Origin of the sequence: Pseudomonas sp. CM27, from assembly GCF_013179515.1 — a bacterium.
Classification (GTDB): Bacteria; Pseudomonadota; Gammaproteobacteria; order Pseudomonadales; family Pseudomonadaceae; genus Aquipseudomonas.
Genome location: NZ_JABMCN010000093.1, coordinates 1 through 20,200, shown reverse-complemented (window position 1 = coordinate 20,200; position 20,200 = coordinate 1). Strand labels below are relative to the sequence as shown.

General features: G+C 63.0%; 17 protein-coding genes and 2 pseudogenes. 6 read left to right on the top strand and 13 right to left on the bottom strand.

The genetic code is table 11. The features are described from left to right. Nucleotides 1-114 (top strand): annotated as a pseudogene (locus HP547_RS13685) (TrmH family RNA methyltransferase); the annotation flags it as partial. Nucleotides 115-303: 189 nt separating this feature from the next. Here the strand turns inward: HP547_RS13685 and HP547_RS13680 are convergent. From HP547_RS13680 to HP547_RS13660, 5 genes are all read right to left on the bottom strand, one after another. Further along, nucleotides 304-1,794 carry an aldehyde dehydrogenase gene (locus HP547_RS13680; protein WP_172286567.1) on the bottom strand — a complete coding sequence of 497 codons (1,491 nt, stop codon included), beginning with the start codon at nt 1,792-1,794 and terminating at the stop codon, nt 304-306. Nucleotides 1,795-1,806: 12 nt separating this feature from the next. Next, entirely contained in the window at nt 1,807-2,700 is an 894-nt protein-coding gene (locus HP547_RS13675; protein WP_172286566.1) for a dihydrodipicolinate synthase family protein, read from the bottom strand. A 73-nt stretch (nt 2,701-2,773) separates the two neighbouring features. Continuing rightward, nucleotides 2,774-4,102: an MFS transporter gene (locus HP547_RS13670; RefSeq protein ID WP_172286565.1), complete on the bottom strand. Its 1,329-nt coding sequence runs from the start codon at nt 4,100-4,102 to the stop codon at nt 2,774-2,776. 179 nt (nt 4,103-4,281) lie between these two features. Continuing rightward, nucleotides 4,282-5,601 (bottom strand): FAD-binding oxidoreductase, encoded by a 1,320-nt coding sequence (locus HP547_RS13665; RefSeq protein ID WP_172286564.1) that lies wholly within the window; start codon nt 5,599-5,601, stop codon nt 4,282-4,284. A 62-nt stretch (nt 5,602-5,663) separates the two neighbouring features. Beyond that, entirely contained in the window at nt 5,664-6,380 is a 717-nt protein-coding gene (locus HP547_RS13660) for a GntR family transcriptional regulator (protein WP_172231790.1), read from the bottom strand. 527 nt (nt 6,381-6,907) lie between these two features. On the opposite strand from HP547_RS13660, the gene HP547_RS13655 reads away from it, so the two are divergent. After that, nucleotides 6,908-7,249: a DUF2892 domain-containing protein gene (locus tag HP547_RS13655; protein ID WP_172225605.1), complete on the top strand. Its 342-nt coding sequence runs from the start codon at nt 6,908-6,910 to the stop codon at nt 7,247-7,249. Nucleotides 7,250-7,516: 267 nt separating this feature from the next. Here the strand turns inward: HP547_RS13655 and HP547_RS13650 are convergent, their stop codons facing one another. Then, on the bottom strand, nt 7,517-8,725 hold the full coding sequence (locus HP547_RS13650; protein WP_172286563.1) for a hypothetical protein: 1,209 nt from the start codon (nt 8,723-8,725) through the stop codon (nt 7,517-7,519). A gap of 40 nt (nt 8,726-8,765) precedes the next feature. Continuing rightward, entirely contained in the window at nt 8,766-9,215 is a 450-nt protein-coding gene (locus HP547_RS13645; RefSeq protein ID WP_172286562.1) for a YcgN family cysteine cluster protein, read from the bottom strand. A gap of 89 nt (nt 9,216-9,304) precedes the next feature. Here HP547_RS13645 and HP547_RS13640 point away from each other — a divergent pair. Then, a pseudogene (locus HP547_RS13640) lies at nt 9,305-9,760 on the top strand (nitroreductase family protein); the annotation flags it as partial. Between the two features lie 129 nt (nt 9,761-9,889). Here HP547_RS13640 and HP547_RS13635 read toward each other — a convergent pair. The 4 genes from HP547_RS13635 to HP547_RS13620 all read right to left on the bottom strand — a co-directional run bounded on the left by HP547_RS13635 (nt 9,890) and on the right by HP547_RS13620 (nt 14,099). Further along, on the bottom strand, nt 9,890-10,822 hold the full coding sequence (locus HP547_RS13635) for a D-2-hydroxyacid dehydrogenase (RefSeq protein ID WP_172286561.1): 933 nt from the start codon (nt 10,820-10,822) through the stop codon (nt 9,890-9,892). Between the two features lie 2 nt (nt 10,823-10,824). Then, a complete protein-coding gene (locus HP547_RS13630) occupies nt 10,825-11,118 on the bottom strand; it encodes a YcgL domain-containing protein (RefSeq protein ID WP_172225593.1) in 294 nt (97 codons plus the stop codon). Beyond that, nucleotides 11,115-12,248, bottom strand: a complete 1,134-nt coding sequence (rnd, locus tag HP547_RS13625; RefSeq protein WP_172286560.1) for a ribonuclease D — start codon at nt 12,246-12,248, stop codon at nt 11,115-11,117. The genes HP547_RS13630 and rnd overlap by 4 nt, the downstream gene beginning before the upstream one ends. Nucleotides 12,249-12,461: 213 nt before the next feature. After that, nucleotides 12,462-14,099, bottom strand: coding sequence for a phosphoethanolamine transferase (locus tag HP547_RS13620; protein WP_172286559.1), 1,638 nt, complete (start codon nt 14,097-14,099; stop codon nt 12,462-12,464). A 252-nt stretch (nt 14,100-14,351) separates the two neighbouring features. Here HP547_RS13620 and HP547_RS13615 point away from each other — a divergent pair, with 252 nt between their 5' ends. Further along, a complete protein-coding gene (locus HP547_RS13615) occupies nt 14,352-14,588 on the top strand; it encodes a YdcH family protein (protein WP_172225584.1) in 237 nt (78 codons plus the stop codon). Nucleotides 14,589-14,704: 116 nt separating this feature from the next. Here the strand turns inward: HP547_RS13615 and HP547_RS13610 are convergent, their stop codons facing one another. Continuing rightward, entirely contained in the window at nt 14,705-15,886 is a 1,182-nt protein-coding gene (locus HP547_RS13610; RefSeq protein ID WP_172286568.1) for a PLP-dependent aspartate aminotransferase family protein, read from the bottom strand. A 92-nt stretch (nt 15,887-15,978) separates the two neighbouring features. Here HP547_RS13610 and HP547_RS13605 point away from each other — a divergent pair, with 92 nt between their 5' ends. Further along, complete coding sequence (locus HP547_RS13605; RefSeq protein ID WP_172225581.1) at nt 15,979-16,440, top strand: Lrp/AsnC family transcriptional regulator; 462 nt, start codon at nt 15,979-15,981, stop codon at nt 16,438-16,440. A gap of 116 nt (nt 16,441-16,556) precedes the next feature. Here HP547_RS13605 and HP547_RS13600 read toward each other — a convergent pair whose 3' ends face one another. Beyond that, the gene (locus HP547_RS13600; protein ID WP_172225578.1) at nt 16,557-18,887 is read right to left on the bottom strand and encodes an FdhF/YdeP family oxidoreductase; all 2,331 of its coding nucleotides are present in this window, start codon (nt 18,885-18,887) and stop codon (nt 16,557-16,559) included. A 233-nt stretch (nt 18,888-19,120) separates the two neighbouring features. Between HP547_RS13600 and moaA the strand changes: the two genes are divergently transcribed. Then, a complete protein-coding gene (gene moaA / locus HP547_RS13595) occupies nt 19,121-20,125 on the top strand; it encodes a GTP 3',8-cyclase MoaA (protein WP_172225575.1) in 1,005 nt (334 codons plus the stop codon). Nucleotides 20,126-20,200: the final 75 nt, after the last annotated feature.

Sequence of the window (20,200 nt, the reverse complement as noted above, 5' to 3'; positions counted from 1 at the left end):
ACCATCTATATCCCGACCGAAGGTTGCATGAACCTGGCGGCGACGGTGAATGTGGTGCTGTATGACCGTTTGGCCAAGGGGTTGAATACCCGTTCGGGGCCCAAGTTCAAGTAAGGAAAAAGGCCGCACTTGCAGTGCCTGTACCGGTCTCATCGCCGGCAAGCCAGCTCCCACAGGAAGTGCGCAGGCCGTGAAGACTGCGGGTACCTGTGAAAGCTGGCTTGCCGGCGATGAGGCCCGCACAGCCACCACAAAAGCGGCCAGGTGCTGAGCTCCGTCAGAACAGCACCGGTCTTGCTCGGATCACGAAGCGTTGATCCAGATGGTCTTCAGCTCCGTGTACTGGTCGTGGGCCCAGATCGACTTGTCGCGCCCACCGAAACCAGACTCTTTGTAGCCACCGAACGGCGTGGTGACATCACCTTCGCCGAAGCAGTTGACCGTGACCACGCCCGCGCGGATTTCACGCGACAGGCGCAGCGCATTGCGCAGGCTGCCGGTGTAGGCCGAGGCAGCCAGGCCGTAGACGGTATCGTTGGCCAGTTCGATCGCCTCGTCGATGGTCTCGAAGCTGGTCACGCTCAGCACCGGGCCAAAGATTTCCTCGATGAACAGCTTGTTGTCACGGCCAACGTTGTCGACGATGGTCGGCTGAATGAACACGCCCTGTTCCGCTTCGCCACCTTGAACGACGTCAAGCTTGTGCTCGGCCGCGTATTCCAGGTACGACTTGACCTTCTCGAAGTGCGACTTGCTGACCATGGCGCCCAGGCGGTTGTCCGGGTCGAGCGGGTCGCCCAGCTTCCAGTCCTTCAGGTGCTTGCCGATCAGGCTCAGCAGCTCGTCCTTGACGTCCTTGTGGACGATCAGGCGCGACGATGCAGAGCAGTTTTCGCCCATGTTCCAGAACGCACCGGCAGTGACAAATTCGGCCACTTCGTTCAGGTCTTCGCAGTCGTTCATGACCACGGCCGGGTTCTTGCCACCCAGCTCCAGAACGATGCGCTTGAGGTTGGACTCGGCAGCGTACATCAGGAAAAGGCGGCCGGTATCGGTGGAGCCGGTGAAGCTGACCATCGGGATGTCCATGTGGCGGCCAATGGCTTCGCCCACTTCACGGCCACCGCCAGGCACCAGGTTGAACACACCGGCCGGGATGCCAGCCTCATGGGCCAGCTCGGCCACGCGCAGGGCGCTGAGGGTGGTTTCCTTGGCGGGCTTGACCACGATCGAGCAACCGGCGGCCAGCGACGGGGCGATTTTCCAGGCCAGCATCAGCAGCGGGAAGTTCCACGGCAGCACCAGGCCGACCACGCCGATGGCTTCACGCACCACCATGGTCACGGCAGCGTTGCCGGTCGGGGCAGTGGCGTCGTAGATCTTGTCGATCAGCTCGGCGTGCCAGCGAATGGTGTGGATGGTTTCCGGCACGTCGACGTTCTGGCACTCGCTGACCGGCTTGCCGCTGTCCAGCGCTTCCAGCACCGCCAGCTCGTGGGCGTTGTCTTCCAGCAGCTGGGCGAACTTCTGCAGCACGTGCTTGCGGTCGTTCGGCTGCATCTTCGACCAGGTGCCTTCCTCGAACACGCGCTTGGCGGCAGCCACGGCAACGTCGACATCCTGCACGTCACAGGCGGCGACTTCTGCCAGCTGCTTGCCGGTAGCCGGGTTGGTGGTGACGAAGGTGCGGCCCGAAATGGCGTCGCGGAATTCACCGTCGATGAACGCCTGGGTGCGCAGCTGCAGTTCGGCGGCAATGGCCGCGTATTGTTCCTTGCTCAGCAAATCAGCCATGGTCCCGGCTCCTTATTTGATCTGTGCGATGGTGGCCTTGAGTTCGGTGACCACGCGCTTGAGTTCTTGCTTCTCGGCGTCATCCAGGTCGTACAGCGGCTTGCGCACGCCGCCGGTCTTCAGGCCGTTCAGGGCTACACCGTTCTTGATCGCCTGGACAAACTTGCCACCTTCGAGGAAGTCCATCAGCGGCATCATGGCAGCCATGATCTTGCGGCCTTTGGCGAAGTCCTTCTCGATCACGCAGGCCTCGTACAGGGCCACATGCTCGCGCGGGATGAAGTTGGAGCCGGCGCACACCCAGCTCTGGGCGCCCCAGGCGAAGAATTCCAGGGCCTGGTCGTCCCAGCCGCACGACAGCTGGATGTTCGGGCGGTGGATGGCCAGGCGGTGCAGCTGGGCCATGTCACCGGAGCTTTCCTTGATGGCGACGATGTTTTTCACATCGGCAACGGCATCGAAGAACTCCTCGCCCATGCTCACGCTCATGCGGCCCGGGTAGTTGTAGAGCATGATCGGCAGGCCGGCGGCGGCGTCGACAGCTTTGACGTGCAGGGCGATTTCCTGCTGGGTCGGCAGCGCGTATGGCGGGGTGCCCACCAGCAGGGCGTCAGCCTTGATTTCCTTGGCGTGCTGGGCGAAGGCCACGGCGTCTTCGGTGCGGATGCCACCGGTGCCGACGATCAGCGGCAGGCGGCCGTTGAGCACGTCCTTGGCCTGGGCGGCCAGCTCGATGCGCTCTTGGGTGGTGTGGGCGTAGTACTCGCCGGTGGAGCCACCGATGATCACGCCGTGGATTTTCGAGTCGACCAGATATTCGAGGACTTCGGCGAACGCCGCCTTGTCGATCGAGCCGTCCGCAGCCAGCGGAGTGATTGCCGGGGTGTAGATGCCTTCGAATTTCACGGTAGGTTCTCCAGTGCCTTGCTCAGTGTCGTAAAAGCCGCAGCGCAAGGACGCTGCGGCAGGTTGTAAGGGTTCAGCCCAGCGAAGCCGCTTGTTGCAGGTTCAGCGAACGGGTTTCCGGTGCCAGGGCGAGCGAGAAGGCCAGGCCGACGAAGGTGACCACGGCGGCGGCATACATGGTTGCGCCGATGCCGTAGCTGTCGAGTGCGATGGGCACCAGCCAGGTGCCGACGGCAGCGCCGATGCGCGACATCGAGGTGCCCACACCCACCGCGCCAGCGCGGATCTCGGTCGGGAACAGTTCGTTGGGGTACACCAGCTGCAACACCTGGGCGCCACCGATGAACAGCGCATAGGCGCCGAACAGGGCCAGGATGAGCATCTCGTTACCGTTGCTGAAGGCACCCAGGCCCAGCAGCGCCAGCCCTGACCAGAAGAAGCTGTGCAGCAACGTGGTGCGGCGGCCGATGGTGTTCAGCAGGCGGGTGCCGATGATGCAGCCGACCACGAACAGGAACGTGATGGCGATCGAACCGATCGATGCCCAGTCACCCTTCAGGTTGAGTGCGCCCAGCACCCGGGGGGCGAACGCGTAGACGGCGAACACCGGGATCACCGAGCAGGTCCAGAACATGGTGACGAACAGCATGCGCTTGCCGTAGCCGGAGTGCAGCAGGCTGAGGAACGACAGCTTGTGGGTCTTGGGCTCCTCCGGCAGGTTTTTCAGTGAAAAACCGTTGCCGTACACGCGCTTGATCACCTGTTCGGCTTCGGCCGAACGGCCTTTGCTGATCAACCAGCGCGGTGATTCCGGGGTGCCCAGGCGAATTGCGAACAGCAGCGCACCGATCACGGCGGCACTGGCCAATACCAGGCGCCAGGCGTCGCCGCCGCCGTGGCTCAAAATCGCCTCACCCGCCAGGTAGGCAGTGGCAGCACCGGCGAACCACAGCACGGTCAGGGTGGCCAGGCGTGGGCCACGGTTTTTCTTGGGCAGGAACTCCACCAGCAGCGAGGTGGCGACCGGGTATTCGATACCCACCGCAATACCGATGGCGAAGCGCAGCAGGAACAGGGCCAGCGCCGATTCCACCCAGAACTGCGCCACCGAGGCCAGGATGAACAAGGTCGGGCCGACGAAAAACACGCGTTTGCGGCCAAAGCGGTCAGTCAGCCAACCGCCGAAGAAGCCACCGAAGAAAATGCCGATCAGCGCCGAGGCGGCAATCATGCCCTGCCAGAAACTGGTCAGGCTGAGGCCTGCAGACATCTGCACCATGGCCACGCCAATGATGCTCAATACATAGCCGTCGACGAACGAACCGCCACCGGAACGCAAGGTCAGCAACTGGTGGAAGTTGTTGATCGGTACATCTTCAATCGAAACATTGGTACTTGTCATTGTTGTTCCTACCACTCTGCTACATGCACATTTTCAAGGCGAGCGAGTCCGCGAAACTGAATACAGCACTCAGCCCCGGGTGAATGGCCAGCTGGCCAATCATTGATTTCGGGCAAAGGGTGCCCGTGCCGGCTAAATAACCTCCGGCATCAAGTATTCAAATTACAACTCGTCAGCGCTCAGCTTTCCTGGCCAGCGCGGAACTGCCCCCACATCAGGTTGGCGTTCAAGCCCAGTGAAACCAAAGGCTGCGGCGGGTTGGCGCAAGGCCCGGGGGCATTCAGCAAAAACTCGATCAGTTGGTTCTTGTCACCGGCCAGCCAGTCGGCCAGCAACTTGCCGGTGACCGTGCCACGGGTAACGCCCAGGCCATTGCAGCACAGTGCGCCAACTACATTGGGCGCCAACTTGCCAAAGAAGCCCATGTGGTTGCGCGACAGTGCCAATGCACCGCCCCAGGTATATTCAAAGTTGACCCCGGGCAGCATCGGGAAGCGCCGGGCGAACGATTCGCGGTGACGCTGGACGAAACGCTCCAGGTATTTGCGGTTGCTGCGCCCGTCGGGGTTGTAGCTGAAGCTGTTGCGAATCAGCAGGCGGTTGTCGACGGTGCGGCGCATGGTGGTGCCGAACGGGTCGGCAGGGATCACGCCCCAGTAGGGTTTGCCACCCAGGCGCGCCTGCTCTTGCTCGGTCAGCGGGCGGGTGATACTGCCGTAGGTGAACACCGGCAGCATGCGGCCCTTGAGGAAGCCGAAGCTCATGCCGAACGCGTTGGTGGTGAGTACCAGCTTGTCGGCGGTAATCGAACCGTTGGCGTGGCGCAGCACCACCTTGTCGCCGTACTGAACGTCGGTGATCGGCGTCTTCTCGTACAGCGACACGTTGCCCGGCAGGCTGTCGGCCAGGCCTTTTACCAGCGCCGAAGGCTGCAACAGAGCAGTGCCTGGGGTGAACAGACCCTTGCGGTAGAAGTGCGTACCGATGTGATCGGGCAAATCGCGCCCTTCGATCACTTCGTAGGGCTGGCCGAGCTTGTCCAGGCCGCGGCGGTAGGCATCCAGCACGGCAATGCCGCGGTCTTCGATGGCCGCCTGATATTTGCCGCAATGACGGAACTGGCACTCGATGTCGTAGCGTTCGATCAGTTCCTTCAGGTATTCCTGGCCGCCCAGGTTGAGCTTGAGCACGGTCTTGGCGATGTCGATGTCGCCAATGTAGTCCTCGGCGCCGATGTCGTGCGGCAGGTCGATGGCAAAACCGGCGTTGCGCCCGGAGGTGCCAAAGCCGACTTCCTGGGCTTCGACCAGCACGATTTCGTCATCCGGAAAGTTCGTTGCCAGCTGCCGCGCGGCAGCCAGGCCGGTGAAACCGGCGCCGACCACCACCCAGCGTGCCTGGCTGTTACCACTGTGGGTCGGCCGTGGCGTGCGGGGCTTGCTCAGGTGATACCAGCCACAGGTGGCGTCATCAGCAGGTAACGAACTTATTCTTGTCATGTCACTAACCTGGATCTTGTCGTTGTCGTGTGGTCAGCAGCGGCGGCCCTGACCTTGGTCTTTCATATCTGGATCGGTACATCCAGCCCTTGCGGTGCGGCGTACTCGGCCATGCGCCGGCGCGACAGCTCGAAGTGCTCGCGCACCAGATGGCCAGCCATCTGCGGGTCGCGGCGCTCGATGGCCTGGATCATCTGCTCGTGCTGCTCGCAGGCCGCCTCGAGGTCGCGCTGCATGTCATCGGTGGTCGGGTGGCGATAGAAGATCTTGCCCAGCCGGGTGTGGTCGATCAGCAGGCGACGCAGGCTCGGCATCAGGTAGTCGTTGTGCGCCATCCGGCCGATTTCGAGGTGGAAGGCGTCGTTGTAGAGCACACGGTTTTCCACGTCACGCTCTTCGATGGCGCGGCGGAACTGGGCCTGAATGGCCTTGAGCACTTCGATTTCTTCGGCGCTGGCGTAGGTGGCGGCCAGTTGGGTGGTGGCAACGTAGATAAGCGGGGCGGCCACATAGAAGCTGTGCAGCGACTCGTGGTTCATGGCGGCGACGCGTGGCGCGCGGTTGGCCTCCAGCTCGATGTAGCCTTCGGCGGCGATCTGGCGCAGCAGCTCACGCACCGGGGGACGCGACAGGCCAAACTCGTCGCACAGGGCCAGCTCGTCCACCACGGCGCCCGGGGCCAGTTCCATACTGAGGATCCGGCGGCGCAGTGCTTCTGCAAGGACGGCTTTGCGGTCCTGCGGCACTTCTGCGGTGAGTGGTTGAACGGTGGCTTTCATGGCGGCCTTCTTTGTTGTCATAGCGCTATGTCTACTATTTGTATAACGACTATATGGCACTGTTAGACAATGTGTCTACAGCATTTTCGATGAACGGTGAAAACTGTCTGGGCCTTTGTTTTCAAGGCTTGGAGCGGTTTTTAGAGGTGAGATTAAACACCCTTGAAGCTGCATTGCCAAACCGGACAGGTATTTATCCATTTCAGACAAATGGGCGATGAGGGCCCCGCCCGACACGGACCGCACAAACAAAAAAAAACCTTGCATGCAGGAGCTTCTCTTTCATTCAGACCCGTCAGACTTACGCAGCTGACAAGTCCTCGCGCCGCGCATGCCGCTTAGGTCAGCAGCACCGTCATGCTCAGGGCAAATAATCAGGCATCGAGGTGCGGGAGCCAGTTATTGAGCACTACGCCTGCGGCATTAGCAGAGCCTTCGCCGCGACAGGGCATGTCGTTTGGCGTGCCGACTGAACGATGGCGGCGGCGGGCAGGTCAGCTGCTTACACTTCCCAAGGAGGCTTTGCCATGCTTGATATTCATTCCCCGGCAGCGCAGTCCGAGCACAATGTTCATGGCCTGGAACGGGTCAGTTCGCTGGCCGGTGGGGCGCTGATGCTGAGCAAGGGCCTGCGCCATGGCGGCCTGGTCGGCATGCTGCAGATGGTGGTGGGTGGTTTGGCGGTGGCGCGCGGGGTCAGCGGCCATTGCTCGACCAAGGCCTGGTGGCGGCGCCATCGGCAGGAGTACCAACGGTTGCGTGCGGACATACAGCGCAGCGGGGCGGAGCTGGAGGCACTGAAGGCCAGTGCCGAGGCGGCGACGCGCGGGGTCACGGTGACTGGCAAGGATCCGTTGGCTGGCGGTTGATTTTGCACTGCCTGGGCGGGCCCTATCGCCGGCAAGCCAGCTCCCACAAAGGGCTCGTGGCTGCATGCATATCACCAGCCTGTGCTGGCCTCTTCGCGGGCTTGCCCGCTCCCACGGGTTGTGCGCAAGTCTGGAAGGCAGTGCAGTACCTGTGGGAGCTGGCTTGCCGGCGATAGGGCCAGCACCGGAGAGCAACAACCTGCCAATCAGTAACCCACGGTGGGAGCGGGCGCGCCCGCGGAGAGGCCGGTACAGGTAAAGAAATGCTTAGCGCAACGCTTTGCTCTGCAACACCTCGGAACGCCGCCCCAGCACGTTCTCGCTGATCTGCACAAAGTCCTCGGTACTGACGCTGGGCAACCGCATCAGCCCCCGCACCACATCATCGAGCGAACGCTTGGCCTGGGTGTGTATGCGGATTTCCTTGTCCAGCGCCTGCAACAGCATCACCCCACGCGCCACCTGGGCCGGCGTTGCGCGGTCAGCCTTGAGCCGGGTGACCTTGGCGCCCTGCTTGCTCAGCCGTGCCTGCCAGGCCAGGTAACGGTCATCGCTCACCCCGCCCGAACGGCGCAGCAACTCGCTGGCGTAATAATCGGTCAGGCTTTCCACGAGCCAGTCATTGCCGTCGCGCCCACGGATCTGCGCAAACAACTGCACCACTTCGCGCAGCAACGGGCTGCTGCCGTTCTCGCTCACCATCGGCCGGGCGCTGTGCAGGTACAGAGAACCCTGCGCCGCCATCGCGCCGCGCCACATGCCGTCCCGGGCACCGACCAGCAGCAGCTTGGGCGGGTTGCGCGGGAACACCGCCTGCAACTGCGGCCACACAAAGGTCAGCAAGGTCAGGCTGTCCATGCGCCGCATGCCCTGCCCGACCGGCGCGGCCACGGTCACCTCGGTATCGCCCAGGCGGGCGCGGCGGCTGCCCAGGTCACCGGCAAGCATCCAGCCGGTCGGGCGGTCGAACAGGCGCGAAACGTTGTCGATGCGGAACTTGTCCTTGCCCACGCGCGGCCAGGATGTCTCGATGCTCTTCCAGCCATCGGGCAGGTCGAACGCCAGGCGCGCCACCAGCTCGGTGCCGTCCTGTTGGTCGAGGCGCGCCGGTGGCACCAGCTGGTCGCCCATGAACAGCGCCCAGTGCAGGGTGATTCGCGATGAATAGGCACCGCTGCCGAGCTTCTGGTCCAACTGCACGCGGTAGCTGAGGCTGGTCTTGCCCGCTGCGGGCTGCCACACGCCGCGCTGGCCCTGCAACTGCCATTGGCCATCAGCCTGGAAACCGCTGTAGGCCCCGGCCTTGCCCAGGTCGAAATCCAGGCTGCGCACTGCGCTGCCGTCGGCCAGGGTGAGGCGGACCTCGGCCTGGCCACTGGCCGGTAACAGGCGCACCTGGTAATCAAGATCGACCTTTTTTGCCCAGGCGGGCGCACTGGCCATCAGGCCTACAAGCAACAACAGCTGACAACGCATACAGAAACTCCTTGTTCCCCGTGGCAGCGGGCCGCGCCGCTCAGCTGGCGCGGAAGATCAGGTGGTCTTCCCAGTCGTCTTCGTGCACATCGTGCTCACTGAGCATACGCCCCGACTGGGAAATACGCTGTTCATGCACCTGCTTGCGGTCACCGCAGATCAGGTGGTGCCAGGCCGGCAGGTCCTTGCCCTCGCTGACCAGGCGGTAGCCACAGGTGCTGGGCAGCCACTTGAACTGGTCGGCCTTGCCCGGGGTGAGCTGGATGCAGTCAGGCACGTGGGCGAAACGATTGGGGTAGTCGCTGCACTGGCAGGTTTCGAGGTCCAGCAGCTTGCAGGCGATACGCGTGTAATAGACGCTGTTGTCGTCCTCGTCTTCCAGCTTTTGCAGGCAGCACAGGCCGCAGCCGTCGCACAGCGACTCCCACTCTTGCGGGCTGAGTTGTTCGAGGGTCTTGCGCCGCCAGAACGGCGCGTTTTCAGCGATCATCACACGGAGTTCCTGCATTCATCTTGGGGCCACGGCGCGCGGCGGCGCCAGTCTAGAGCCTGGCCTTCGGCAAAGCCAGACCGCTTGTCAGTCGTTGCAACTCGCAGCCTTGGCGCTTTCTTTATGCCCGCCGTGACACACCAAACTGGGAGCGTTACCTGAACCTGCTGGTGCCGTTCAACCGCAGCTGGGCGCAACAGGCGTCGGCGCTGGTGCTGATCATGTCCAGGACCACCTTCGCGGCACCTGGCGTCACGGAAGAAAAGCCGGCGCTGTGGCATACCTTCGACACAGGCTCCGCCTGGGGCCACCTGGCCCTGCAGGCCAGCATCAGCGGCTGGCATACCCATGGCATGGCCGGTTTCGACCAGGACCTGGCGCGTCAGGAACTGAAGGTGCCCGAAGGCTACGTGCTGCATGCCATGGTGGCGATCGGCAAGCTCGGTGACAAGGCCAGCCTGGACGAGGCGCTGCAGGCCCGTGAAGCGCCGACCCCGCGCAAGCCGTTGAGCGAGCTGGCTGCCGAGGGTGATTTCAGCCTGTAAGCCTTGTGTCGGCTGTACCGGCCTCTTCGCGGGTGAACCCGCTCCCACAGGTACCCACATTACTCAGGTACTTTGCAAGCTGTGTGGGAGCGGGTTCACCCGCGAAGAGGCCGGTACAAGCACTGCAAATCAATAGCCCCGAGCGAAGTCGACTTCGCCACGCATCCCCTGCCCTGCTTCATACGCCCGCACATTCTCGACAAACAACCGCACCATCGCCGCCGGGGAGGTAGGCGCCGAGCTGTGCCCGGTCAGCAGCAAGCCCCAGGCGGTCCAGAACGGATGCTGCTTGGGCAGTGGCTCCTGCCGGCACACATCGATCACCGCGCCGGCCAAGTGGCCTTCCTTCAGCGCCGCTACCAGGTCGGCATCGACCACCGCCACGCCACGCCCGGCATTGATGAACAGCGTAGTGGGCTGGAAGCACTTGAACAGCGCCGCGTCATACAGGTCATGGGTGGCCGGGGTATCCGGCAACAGGTTGAGCACGTAGTCCACTTGCCCGACCATGCGCGGCAGGTCGGCCAGCGCCGCCACCTCGACGAACGGCGCCTGTGCACGGGCGCTGCTGGCAACGCCGTACAACGCCACGCCAAATGGCTGCAGGAACTCGGCCACACGCTGGCCAATGTCACCGGTACCGACAATCAGCACCTTGCGCCCTTCAAGGCTGCACCCCGGGCGGTCATCCCAGCGCCGCTCCACCTGGCTGACCAGTCGCGACAGCACTTCGCGCTCGTGGCCGAGCATATAGGTGAGCATGTACTCGGCCATCACCTGGCCGAAGATGCCCACCGCACGGCTCAGGCGGTAATCACGCGGCAGGCCTTCGGCCAGCAACGGCGTGACACCGGCCCAGGTCGACTGCATCCAGGCCGGCTTGAGCCCCTGCCGCAGCAGGGTTGCCAGCAGGTCTGGCTGGCCCAGCCACACCGGGCATTGTGCTGCCTGGCAGGCCAGTTCGGCAGAGTCGCCGCTGGTCAGGATTTCTACGTCTGGGGCGGCTTCGTGCAACAGCTCGGCGTAACGGGCATGGTCATGCTCAGCGATCAGTACTCGCATGATCAGACCGGGTCGTTACGGCGCAGCAGCTCTTCAGGCAGGTGCTCGATGTATTCATCTTCCAACGGCGGCATCTGCAGGTGGTAGCCCTGGTTTTCGAGGTTCTCCAGCACCTTGGTGATGTCCTCGCGCGCCAGTTTGCGCTCGGGGGTGAGCACCAGGTCGAAGGCGTGAATGGGGGTACCAAAGGCCGGCAGCAGGGCTTCGGGTACGCGGTCCAGGCCGTCGGCCTTGAGCACGTACAGGTACATTTCGTTCTTGCGGGGGCTCTTGTAGATCGAGCAAATGCGTTTCATCGGGTCTCTCCGGCGCCTGCCAGGTTGTCCAGCAGGGCCTGGCCCATGCGCTCACGGCGCCAGCCGCGCAGCGAATCGGGCAGTTGATAAGGGCCGTTCGGGTAGCCGCTTTTGAGCAGCGCTTCCAGGGCCTTCTTGCGCAGCATCAGCTCGGGGACAATGCCCAGGCGCTCACCTTCGGCCTGACCGATGGCGCGCAGCTGCTTGAGGATGCCGGCGGCCTCGATCGGCAGAGGCTCGGGCAACACCGCTGGCCACTGCTCGGCAGGCAGGCTGGCGGCGCGCTTGATCAGCTGAATAAGGAACTCACCGTCCTGGCGAATGGTGCGCGGGTGCATATCGTCGATCTTGGCCAGCGCCGACAGGTTGCTCGGCTGGCTCTTGGCAATAGGCCACAGCGAGTGCTCCTTGAGGATGCGGTTGCGCGGCACATCGCGGTTGCGCGCTTCGCGCTCGCGCCAGGCGCACAGCTCACGCAGTACCGCCAGTTGCTGAGGCGCCAGCTTCCAGGCCAGCTTGACGTCGCGGTAGAGGCTTTCGGGCTCGACTTCGCGGCGCAGCTGGGCAACCAGTTCGGCGCCGTCTTCCAGCACCCAGGCATATTTGTCGTCGGACAGGCGCGGGCGCAGGGCGGTAAACAGCTCGGCCAGGTGCACGGCATCCTCGGCGGCATAGCTGACCTGGGTCTCGGACAGCGGGCGTTGCAGCCAGTCGGAGCGGGTTTCGCCCTTGGGCAACTCGATGCCCAGCACCTCTTGCACCAGGCGCGAATAGCCCATGGAGAACCCCAGGTTCAGGTACCCGGCGGCCAGCTGGGTGTCGAACAGCGGTTGAGGCAGCTTGCCGGTCAGGCGCAGCAGCACTTCAAGGTCTTCGCTGCAGGCGTGCAGTACCTTCACCACACCGGCATCTTCGAGCAGTTCGCCCAGCGGCTGCCAGTTGCTGATCAGCAACGGGTCGATGAGGAAAGCCCGCACGCCGTCGCCGATCTGGATCAGCCCGGCTTTCGGGTAAAACGTGTCGACCCGCATGAATTCGGTGTCGACGGCGACGAAGGGCAATTTGCACCAGTCGCGGCAGTGTTCGGCCAGGCTCTGGTCGTCACGGATCCAGTGTATTTCGATGGCCACGAGGCTCTCCCACTAACATTGGCGCGCAGTATATACGGCGCGGGCACTGCTGGTGAAACCCGGGCCATCCTTGATATCGATCAATGGTGCAGTTTTGCATGTGCGGGGCCGCCCCTGTGGTGGCGGGCGCACCCGCGAAGAAGGCGACACGGTGCATGGCACGGGCTTGTCCGCAGACAGGGACAGCGCAAGCCTGCACGACCGCGACGGGCTTCAGCGCTTGGCCGTCAACCAGGGGCGGCAGCTGGCGAACATGTCCAGCGACTGTTGGTACACCTCGGTGTGCACCTGCAACAGGCCGAGCATCGAATGGAACAGGTTGTCCTGCGACAGCGGGGCATCGCTGAGCTTGGCGAGGCAGTCGGTGTCGACGCCGAAGTCCTCCTTGTAGCTGTCGGAGAACCAGGTCAGCAGCGGCACATGCTTCTGCTGCTCGGGGGCGATGGCATAAGGCGTGCCGTGCAGGAACAGGTTGTACTCGCCCAGCGATTCGCCGTGGTCGGACAGGTAGATCATGGCTGTGTCGACCTTGTCCTGCTTGCTGCGCAGGGTATCGATCAACGAAGACAGCACCTTGTCGGTATAGGCCAGGGTATTGTCATAGCCGTTGATGATTTCCTGCTCGCTGCACTGGTTCAGGGCGTTGCTCTGGCACACCGGGGCGAAGCGCTGGTCGGCGCCAGGGTAGCGCTTGAAATACTCGGGGCCGTGGCTGCCCATCTGGTGCAGTACCAGCACCGTGTCCTTGTCGAGATTGTCGATCAGCTCGCCCAGGCCCTGCAGCAGGATCTGGTCATGGCACTCGCCATTGGCGCACAACTCGGGGTCCTTGAGGTTGCTGACATCAATGAACTGCACGCGGTCGCAGGTGCCCTTGCAGCCCGACTGGTTGTCGCGCCACTGCACGGCCAGGCCGGCCCGCTGGAGGATGTCCAGCAGCCCTTCGCGGTTCTTTGCCACCCGGGCGTCGTAGTCCTTGCGCTTCATGCCCGAGAACATGCACGGCACCGAAACGGCGGTTTCCGTACCGCACGAGTGCACGTCGGAAAACGCCAGCAGGCCCTGCTGCCTGGCCAGGTTCGGCGTGGTGTCACGGTCGTAACCCAGTACACCGAAATGGTCTGCCCGCGCACTTTCACCGACCACCAGTACGGTCAGCGACTTGCGTTCATGCTTTTGCCAGGCGGCATCGCGCCTGGCATCTTCGCCGTAGTGCTGGAACGGGCGCGATGCAGTACCGACACGCTCGCTGACATAACCAATGGAGGCACCGACGATATTGCTGGGGGTGAGCATCAGGCGCAGTTCGTGGTGGTTGCGAAACAGCGACGACAAGCCCTGGTAGTTGACCAGTGCCACCGAACCCAGGGCCACTACGCAGGCGCCACTGACTACCAGCTTGCCCAGCAGCTCGCGGTGCCAGGAACGGTAGGCGATGGGCGCTTTCCACAGCAGCAGTGAAGGCAATACACCCAGCAGCAGGATATAACCGGCAAACTTCAACGACATCAAATCGAGTACTTCGGCAGTATTGGTCTCAGCCATGTTGCGGAACATGCCGGCGTCAATAAGTACACCGTATTGATTCATGAAGTAAGCGACGCCGGCGCCACTCATGAACATCAGGATCAACAGCGGTTTCAATACATAACGGAAGGCAAACAGCGTCAATATCATGTTGAATGCAAACAGCATCAGCACGGCGAACGCCAGGCTCAGCCACAGCCCGGACAGGCCGGCGGGCACGACCTCTTGCAGGTGCCCCCAGAGAAACATGTTCATGCCAATCAGCAGGTAAAGGCTGGCCAGCAGCGTGACCCATTCAGTCCGCAGGGGTTTGAAGTTGAGCATCAGTGTTCGCATTCAAGAGTGATTATCAACCCCCGGCCAAATGACACCGTGGGAAAGTTGGGCGAACTCTAGAAAGCAGGGCATCAATTTTTTGTGAAAAAGTTGGTAATAATTTCGTGAGTCAGCGGCTTTTATCAATTACCTGGACTTGATTCAGCTGCCATTCAGCCTGGCAACCCTCAACCGCCAGCGCAAAGGCAGGCTATCCTCAGTGGTCAGGACCTAACCGACAACCCTGACAGAGGTGAAGAAATGCCAGTTCCGCATGATCTGCTCGCTGACCTGCACGTTACCGCTGACGACTTCCAGGCGCTCATCGACAAAGACCAGGCGCTGCACGCACTGCACAAGGAATACAACGCCAAGGACAAGGAGGTGGTGGCCGCCGAGGGTAACGGTACCAACGACGATGCCGTCAACCGCTTGCGCAAGGAGCGGCTGCTGATCAAGGACAAGATCGAACGGATCATCCATCCGCCCAAATCCTGACCTGACATCTTTATCGAACTCACCGGCCCAATCGCCGGCAAGCCAGCTCCCACAGGTACACCACAACATTCCGAACCCTGTGGGAGCTGGCTTGCCGGCGATTGGGCCAGCAGCCTTTAAACAGCAACCAGCGCGTTTAAAGCACCATCAAGGTCTTCGACCAGGTCACGGTAATCCTCGATCCCCACCGACAACCGCAGCAGGTTCTCGCTGATCCCCATCACGCCTTTCTGCTCCGGGCTCAGCGAGCAGTGCGACATGCTCCACGAGTGGTTGATCATGCTTTCAACCCCGCCCAGCGAGTCAGCCAGCACAAAGATCTGCAGCGCCTCCACCAGGCGGTTCAGCGCGGCGCGATCGCCTTTGACCTTCATCGCCACCACCGCCCCGCCGCTGCGCATCTGGCGTTTGCACAGTTCATGCTGCGGGTGGCTTTCCAGCCCCGGGTAATACACCTGCTCGACCTGGGCGTGGCTTTCCAGAAAGCGTGCCACCCGCAGGGCATTGGCGCACTGGCGCTCCATGCGCACATCCAGGGTTTTCAGGCCGCGCAGGGCCAGGTAGCAATCGAACGGCCCCTGCACGGCGCCAATCGCCATGCTGATACGACGCAGGCGCGCCAGCAGCGTATCGTTGGCCGCCACCACCACGCCACCGGTCAGGTCCGAGTGGCCGCCGATGTACTTGCTGGCCGAGTGCATCACCAGGTCGACGCCCAAGGTGATCGGGCGCTGGTTCCACGGTGAGCAGAAGGTGTTGTCGATGCAGGTGAGGATGCCCCGCGCCTTGGCCAGGTCGCACACCGCCTTGATATCGACCAGGTGCAGCAGTGGGTTGGTCGGCGACTCGATCCAGATCAGCTGGGTCTCAGGCTTGATCGCGGCAGCCACGGCCTCGAGGTCGTTGAGGTCGACATAGGTGGTGGTCAGGCCCGAGGTGCGGCTGCGGTAATCCTCCAGGATGCGGAAGGTGCCGCCGTACACGCCGTTCATCACCACCACATGGGCATCTTTGGGCAGCAGTTCGAGCACCGTCGCGGTGGCGCTCACCCCCGAGGCGCAAGCGACCGCACCGACGCCGTCTTCCAGCGCGGCGACACAGGTTTCGTAGGCATGCCGAGTGGGGTTGCCGACGCGGCTGTACGAGTATTCCGGCTTGTCGTCCAGGCTGCGCTTGGTGAATGAGCTGGCGGTGACGATGGCCGGGAAGATGGCGTTATCGGCGACGCTGAACTGTTCGCCGGCGTGGATGGTACGGGTGGCGAAATTGCGCGGCTTGTCGGACATGGTCGGGCCCATAGGCAGAGGGAGGGCCGTCACTATCGCACAACGCAAATCATCTGGCCTTGGGGTAATCTGTGAAATATTTTTCTTCACGGCCATGGCGCGATATGGACAGTTTCGACCAGCACATTCTTACCCTGCTTCAGCGCGACGCCTCGCTCTCGCTGAAGGACCTGGCCGAGGCCGTCAACCTGTCGACCACGCCGTGCTGGAAGCGGGTCAAGCGCCTGGAGGACGACGGCTACATTCTTGGCCGTGTCGCCCTGCTCGATCCCGAACGGCTGGGGCTGGGGCTGACCGTGTTCGTCCAGCTCAAGACCCAGCGCCACGACAGCGCCTGGCTGGAGCAGTTTGCCGTTACCGTGAGCGGGTTCGAGGAGGTGATGGAGTTCTATCGCATGTCCGGGGACTGGGACTACATGCTGCGGGTGGTGGTGGGGGATATTGCGGCGTATGACCGGTTCTACAAAAAGCTGATCACCAGTACCGATGGGCTTTCCAACATCACCTCAAGTTTTGCCATGGAGCAGATGAAGTACACCACGGCCTACCCGGTGCATCGATCCTGATCGGTGCTGGATTCTTCGCGGGTAAACCCGCTCCCACAGGATCACCACAGCCCTGAAATCTGTGGTGATCCTGTGGGAGCGGGTTTACCCGCGAAGAGGCCAGCACAGACAACCCATCAATCCGAGGCCAACACCGCCGCAATCCGGTTCCCGACCTTGGCCTTTTCGACCTTGATCGCGACAAACTTCGACGTCGGCGTATAGGTCCCCTCGCCATAACTCTCCAGCGGCACCAGCGGGTTGGTCTCCGGGTAATACGCCGCCGCCTGCCCTTCCGGCACGTCATACGCCACCAGGCGGAACCCCGACACGCGCCGCTCCACGCCATCCTCCCACAGCGACACCAGGTCCACCTGCTCACCCGGCTCGAAGCCCAGCCGGCGAATGTCAGCCTCGTTGACGAACACCACTTCGCGCAGGCCGAACACGCCGCGGTAGCGGTCATCCAGGCCGTACAGGGTAGTGTTGTACTGGTCGTGCGAACGCAGGGTCTGCAGGATCAGGTCGGGCTTGTCGCCGCGTGCCAGCACCTTGGCGTTGATCAATTCCTCGGGCAGCGCGTGAGGCATGAACCGGGCCTTGCCGGTGGCGGTGCGGAAGTTGCGGTCGGCGGCGTTGTTGCCCAGGTGGAAACCGCCCGGGCTGTTCAGCCGCTCATTGAAGTCGGTGAAGCCAGGAATAACGTCAGCGATCATGTCGCGAATACGGTCGTAATCGGCCACCGCATACTCCCAGTCGATCGGCTGGTTGCCCAGCGTAGCCTTGGCCATGCCGGCAACGATCCAGGGCTCCGAGCGCATGTGCGGCGAGCGCGGGCGCAACTGGCCGTTGGAGATGTGCACCATGCTGAAGGTGTCCTCCACGGTCACGCCTTGTGGCCCTTCGTCCTGCAGGTCGATCTCGGTACGGCCCAGGCACGGCAGGATCAAGGCATCGCGGCCGGTGACCAGGTGCGAGCGGTTGAGCTTGGTGGAAATCTGCACGGTCAGCGCGCAGTTCTGCAGCGCCGCATGGGTGCGTGGGGTGTCCGGGGTGGCCTGGGCAAAGTTGCCGCCAAGGGCGATGAACACCTTGGCCCGCCGCTCTTCCATGGCCTTGATCGCCAGCACCGCGTTGTGCCCGTGGGCACGCGGCACACGGAACTGGAAGCGTTTTTCGAGGGCGTCGAGCAGCGCCGCCTTGGGCTTCTCGTCGATACCCATGGTGCGGTCGCCCTGCACGTTGCTGTGGCCTCGCACCGGCGACAGGCCGGCGCCGGGCTTGCCGACGTTGCCGCGCAGCAGCTGCAGGTTGACGATTTCCTGCACGGTCGGCACCGAATGGCGATGCTGGGTGACGCCCATGGCCCAGCACATGATGACCCGCTCGGCCTTGCGGTACATGCGCGCGGCCAGTTCGATCTCGGCCAGGGTCAGGCCTGACTGCTTGACGATGTGTTCCCAGGAGGTGGCGTCCACCGCCGCCAGGTAGTCATCGACGCCACTGGTGTGCTCGGCGATGAAGGCATGGTCGAACACGGCCGGCTCGCCCTTGGCCTGGGCCTCACGTTCCCATTGCAGGAGAAACTTGGCGATGCCACGCATGGCCGCCATGTCGCCACCCAGGGCCGGGCGGAAGTAGGCGCTGGAGGTCGGCTCGGAGCCGTTGCTGAGCATTTCGAACGGGTGCTGCGGGTGCTGGAAACGCTCCAGGCCGCGCTCCTTGAGCGGGTTGAAGCACACCACCTGGGCACCGCGCTTCACCGCCTCGCGCAGCGGTTCGAGCATGCGCGGGTGGTTGGTGCCGGGGTTCTGGCCGATGACGAAGATCGCGTCCGCCAGCTCCAGGTCGTGGAACACCACGGTACCTTTGCCTACCCCAAGGGTTTCCGACATGCCCGCGCCGCTTGCTTCGTGGCACATGTTCGAGCAATCGGGGAAGTTGTTGGTGCCGTAGGCACGTACGAATAGCTGATAGAGAAACGCCGCCTCGTTGCTGGCCCGGCCGGAGGTGTAGAACTCGGCCTCATCCGGCGACTGCAGCGCACGCAGGTGCCTGGCGACCAGTTCGAAGGCCTCTTGCCAGGTGGTTTCCACGTAGTGGTCGGTGGCGGCGTCGTAGCGCATGGGGTGGGTAAGGCGGCCCTGGTATTCGAGCCAGTAGTCGCTCTGGTCCTTCAGTGCGCTGACGCTGTACCTGGCGAAGAATGCCGGGTCCACCGACCGCCCGGTGGCCTCCCAGTTGACCGCCTTGGCGCCGTTCTCGCAGAACTTGACCATGTCGCTTTCCGGCGACTCGCCCCAGGCGCAGCCGGGGCAGTCGAAGCCGCCGTTCTGGTTGGTCTTGAGCATGGCCCGCAGGTTCTTGAAGGCGTTCTCGCTACCCAGCCAGCTCTTGGTCACGCTCTTCAGCGCCCCCCAGCCGGCGGCGGCGCCTTTGTAGTCCCTGATGTGTTCGTCCTGGCTCATGCGATGAATCCTCACGCTTCGATGCTTTTCGCAAGCGTATGGAGCGGGGGGTGGGGCGTCCAATCGAAAGATCTTACGGTTTGATAAGCGCTTTCGATCATGGGCCTGCCGGCGCCGAAGAGGCTGTGTGCCAAGTGATAGAGGCCATTGATCACCCAGTCGGCCAAAGCAATTTGACGCCCCGCCAGCCAGGTTATAGCTTGGAGTTGAACCCATCCCATCCGAGCGCAAACGTGGAACAGAACAGCCGGGCCCTGATCGACGGCTTCAACCGGAAAATCGACTACCTGCGGATGTCGGTCACTGATCGCTGCGACTTCCGCTGCGTGTACTGCATGGCCGAAGACATGCAGTTTCTGCCGCGCCAGCAGATCCTCAGCCTCGAAGAACTGTTCCAGGTAGCCGAGCGGTTTGTCGCCCTCGGCACCCGCAAGATCCGCCTCACCGGCGGCGAGCCGCTGGTACGCCAGGGCATCGTCGACCTGTGCGGGCGCATCGCTGCCCTGCCCGGCCTGCGTGAGTTGTGCATGACCAGCAACGGCTCGCAACTCGGGCGCCTGGCCCAGCCGCTGTTCGACGCAGGCGTATCACGCCTGAACATCAGCCTCGACAGCCTGGATGCCGAACGTTTCAAGCAACTGACCCGCACCGGCGACCTGCACCAGGTCATCGCCGGCATCGACGCTGCACGCCGGGCCGGCTTCCAGCGCACCAAGCTCAACTGCGTGGTGCTGAAGGGCCGCAACGACCACGAACTGGTCGACCTGGTACGCTTTGCCATCGACCGCGAGCTGGACATCACCTTCATCGAGGAAATGCCGCTGGGGGTGATCAGCGAGCATGAGCGTGGCGAGTCGTTCTGTTCCAGCGACGAGGTACGCGCGCTGCTTGCCGAGCAGTTCACCCTGATCGAATCGACCGAGTCGTCCCAGGGCCCGGCCCGTTACTGGCGCCTGGCCGAAGCCGCCAACACCCGCGTCGGCTTCATCTCGCCGCACAGCCACAACTTCTGCGCCACCTGCAACCGCGTGCGCCTCACCGTCGAAGGCCGCCTGCTGCTGTGCCTGGGCAATGAGCACTCGGTAGACCTGAAACAGGTGCTGCGCGCCCACCCAGGCAACCCCGCCCGCCTGGAAAAGGCCATCCGCGACTCGCTGCACCTCAAGCCCTACCGCCATCACTTTGAAGTCGGTGGCGACGTGCAGATCCTGCGCTTCATGAACATGACCGGCGGCTGATCGCCCGCCTCTGGATTGACATGATCGTCCACCCCACCCCCGATGTGCTGCGCGTGCTGTTCACCCTCAAAGGTT

What these genes read in the sequence shown, in the direction of transcription:
- HP547_RS13665 (WP_172286564.1), bottom strand. Translation starts at nt 5,601, where the DNA reads ATGACAAGAATAAGTTCGTTACCTGCTGATGACGCCACCTGTGGCTGG.
- HP547_RS13610 (WP_172286568.1), bottom strand. Translation starts at nt 15,886, where the DNA reads ATGGGCCCGACCATGTCCGACAAGCCGCGCAATTTCGCCACCCGTACC.
- HP547_RS13660 (WP_172231790.1), bottom strand. Translation starts at nt 6,380, where the DNA reads ATGAAAGCCACCGTTCAACCACTCACCGCAGAAGTGCCGCAGGACCGC.
- HP547_RS13630 (WP_172225593.1), bottom strand. Translation starts at nt 11,118, where the DNA reads ATGAAACGCATTTGCTCGATCTACAAGAGCCCCCGCAAGAACGAAATG.
- HP547_RS13605 (WP_172225581.1), top strand. Translation starts at nt 15,979, where the DNA reads ATGGACAGTTTCGACCAGCACATTCTTACCCTGCTTCAGCGCGACGCC.
- HP547_RS13655 (WP_172225605.1), top strand. Translation starts at nt 6,908, where the DNA reads ATGCTTGATATTCATTCCCCGGCAGCGCAGTCCGAGCACAATGTTCAT.
- HP547_RS13650 (WP_172286563.1), bottom strand. Translation starts at nt 8,725, where the DNA reads ATGCGTTGTCAGCTGTTGTTGCTTGTAGGCCTGATGGCCAGTGCGCCC.
- HP547_RS13645 (WP_172286562.1), bottom strand. Translation starts at nt 9,215, where the DNA reads ATGATCGCTGAAAACGCGCCGTTCTGGCGGCGCAAGACCCTCGAACAA.
- HP547_RS13635 (WP_172286561.1), bottom strand. Translation starts at nt 10,822, where the DNA reads ATGCGAGTACTGATCGCTGAGCATGACCATGCCCGTTACGCCGAGCTG.
- HP547_RS13615 (WP_172225584.1), top strand. Translation starts at nt 14,352, where the DNA reads ATGCCAGTTCCGCATGATCTGCTCGCTGACCTGCACGTTACCGCTGAC.
- HP547_RS13680 (WP_172286567.1), bottom strand. Translation starts at nt 1,794, where the DNA reads ATGGCTGATTTGCTGAGCAAGGAACAATACGCGGCCATTGCCGCCGAA.
- HP547_RS13620 (WP_172286559.1), bottom strand. Translation starts at nt 14,099, where the DNA reads ATGCTCAACTTCAAACCCCTGCGGACTGAATGGGTCACGCTGCTGGCC.
- HP547_RS13670 (WP_172286565.1), bottom strand. Translation starts at nt 4,102, where the DNA reads ATGACAAGTACCAATGTTTCGATTGAAGATGTACCGATCAACAACTTC.
- HP547_RS13600 (WP_172225578.1), bottom strand. Translation starts at nt 18,887, where the DNA reads ATGAGCCAGGACGAACACATCAGGGACTACAAAGGCGCCGCCGCCGGC.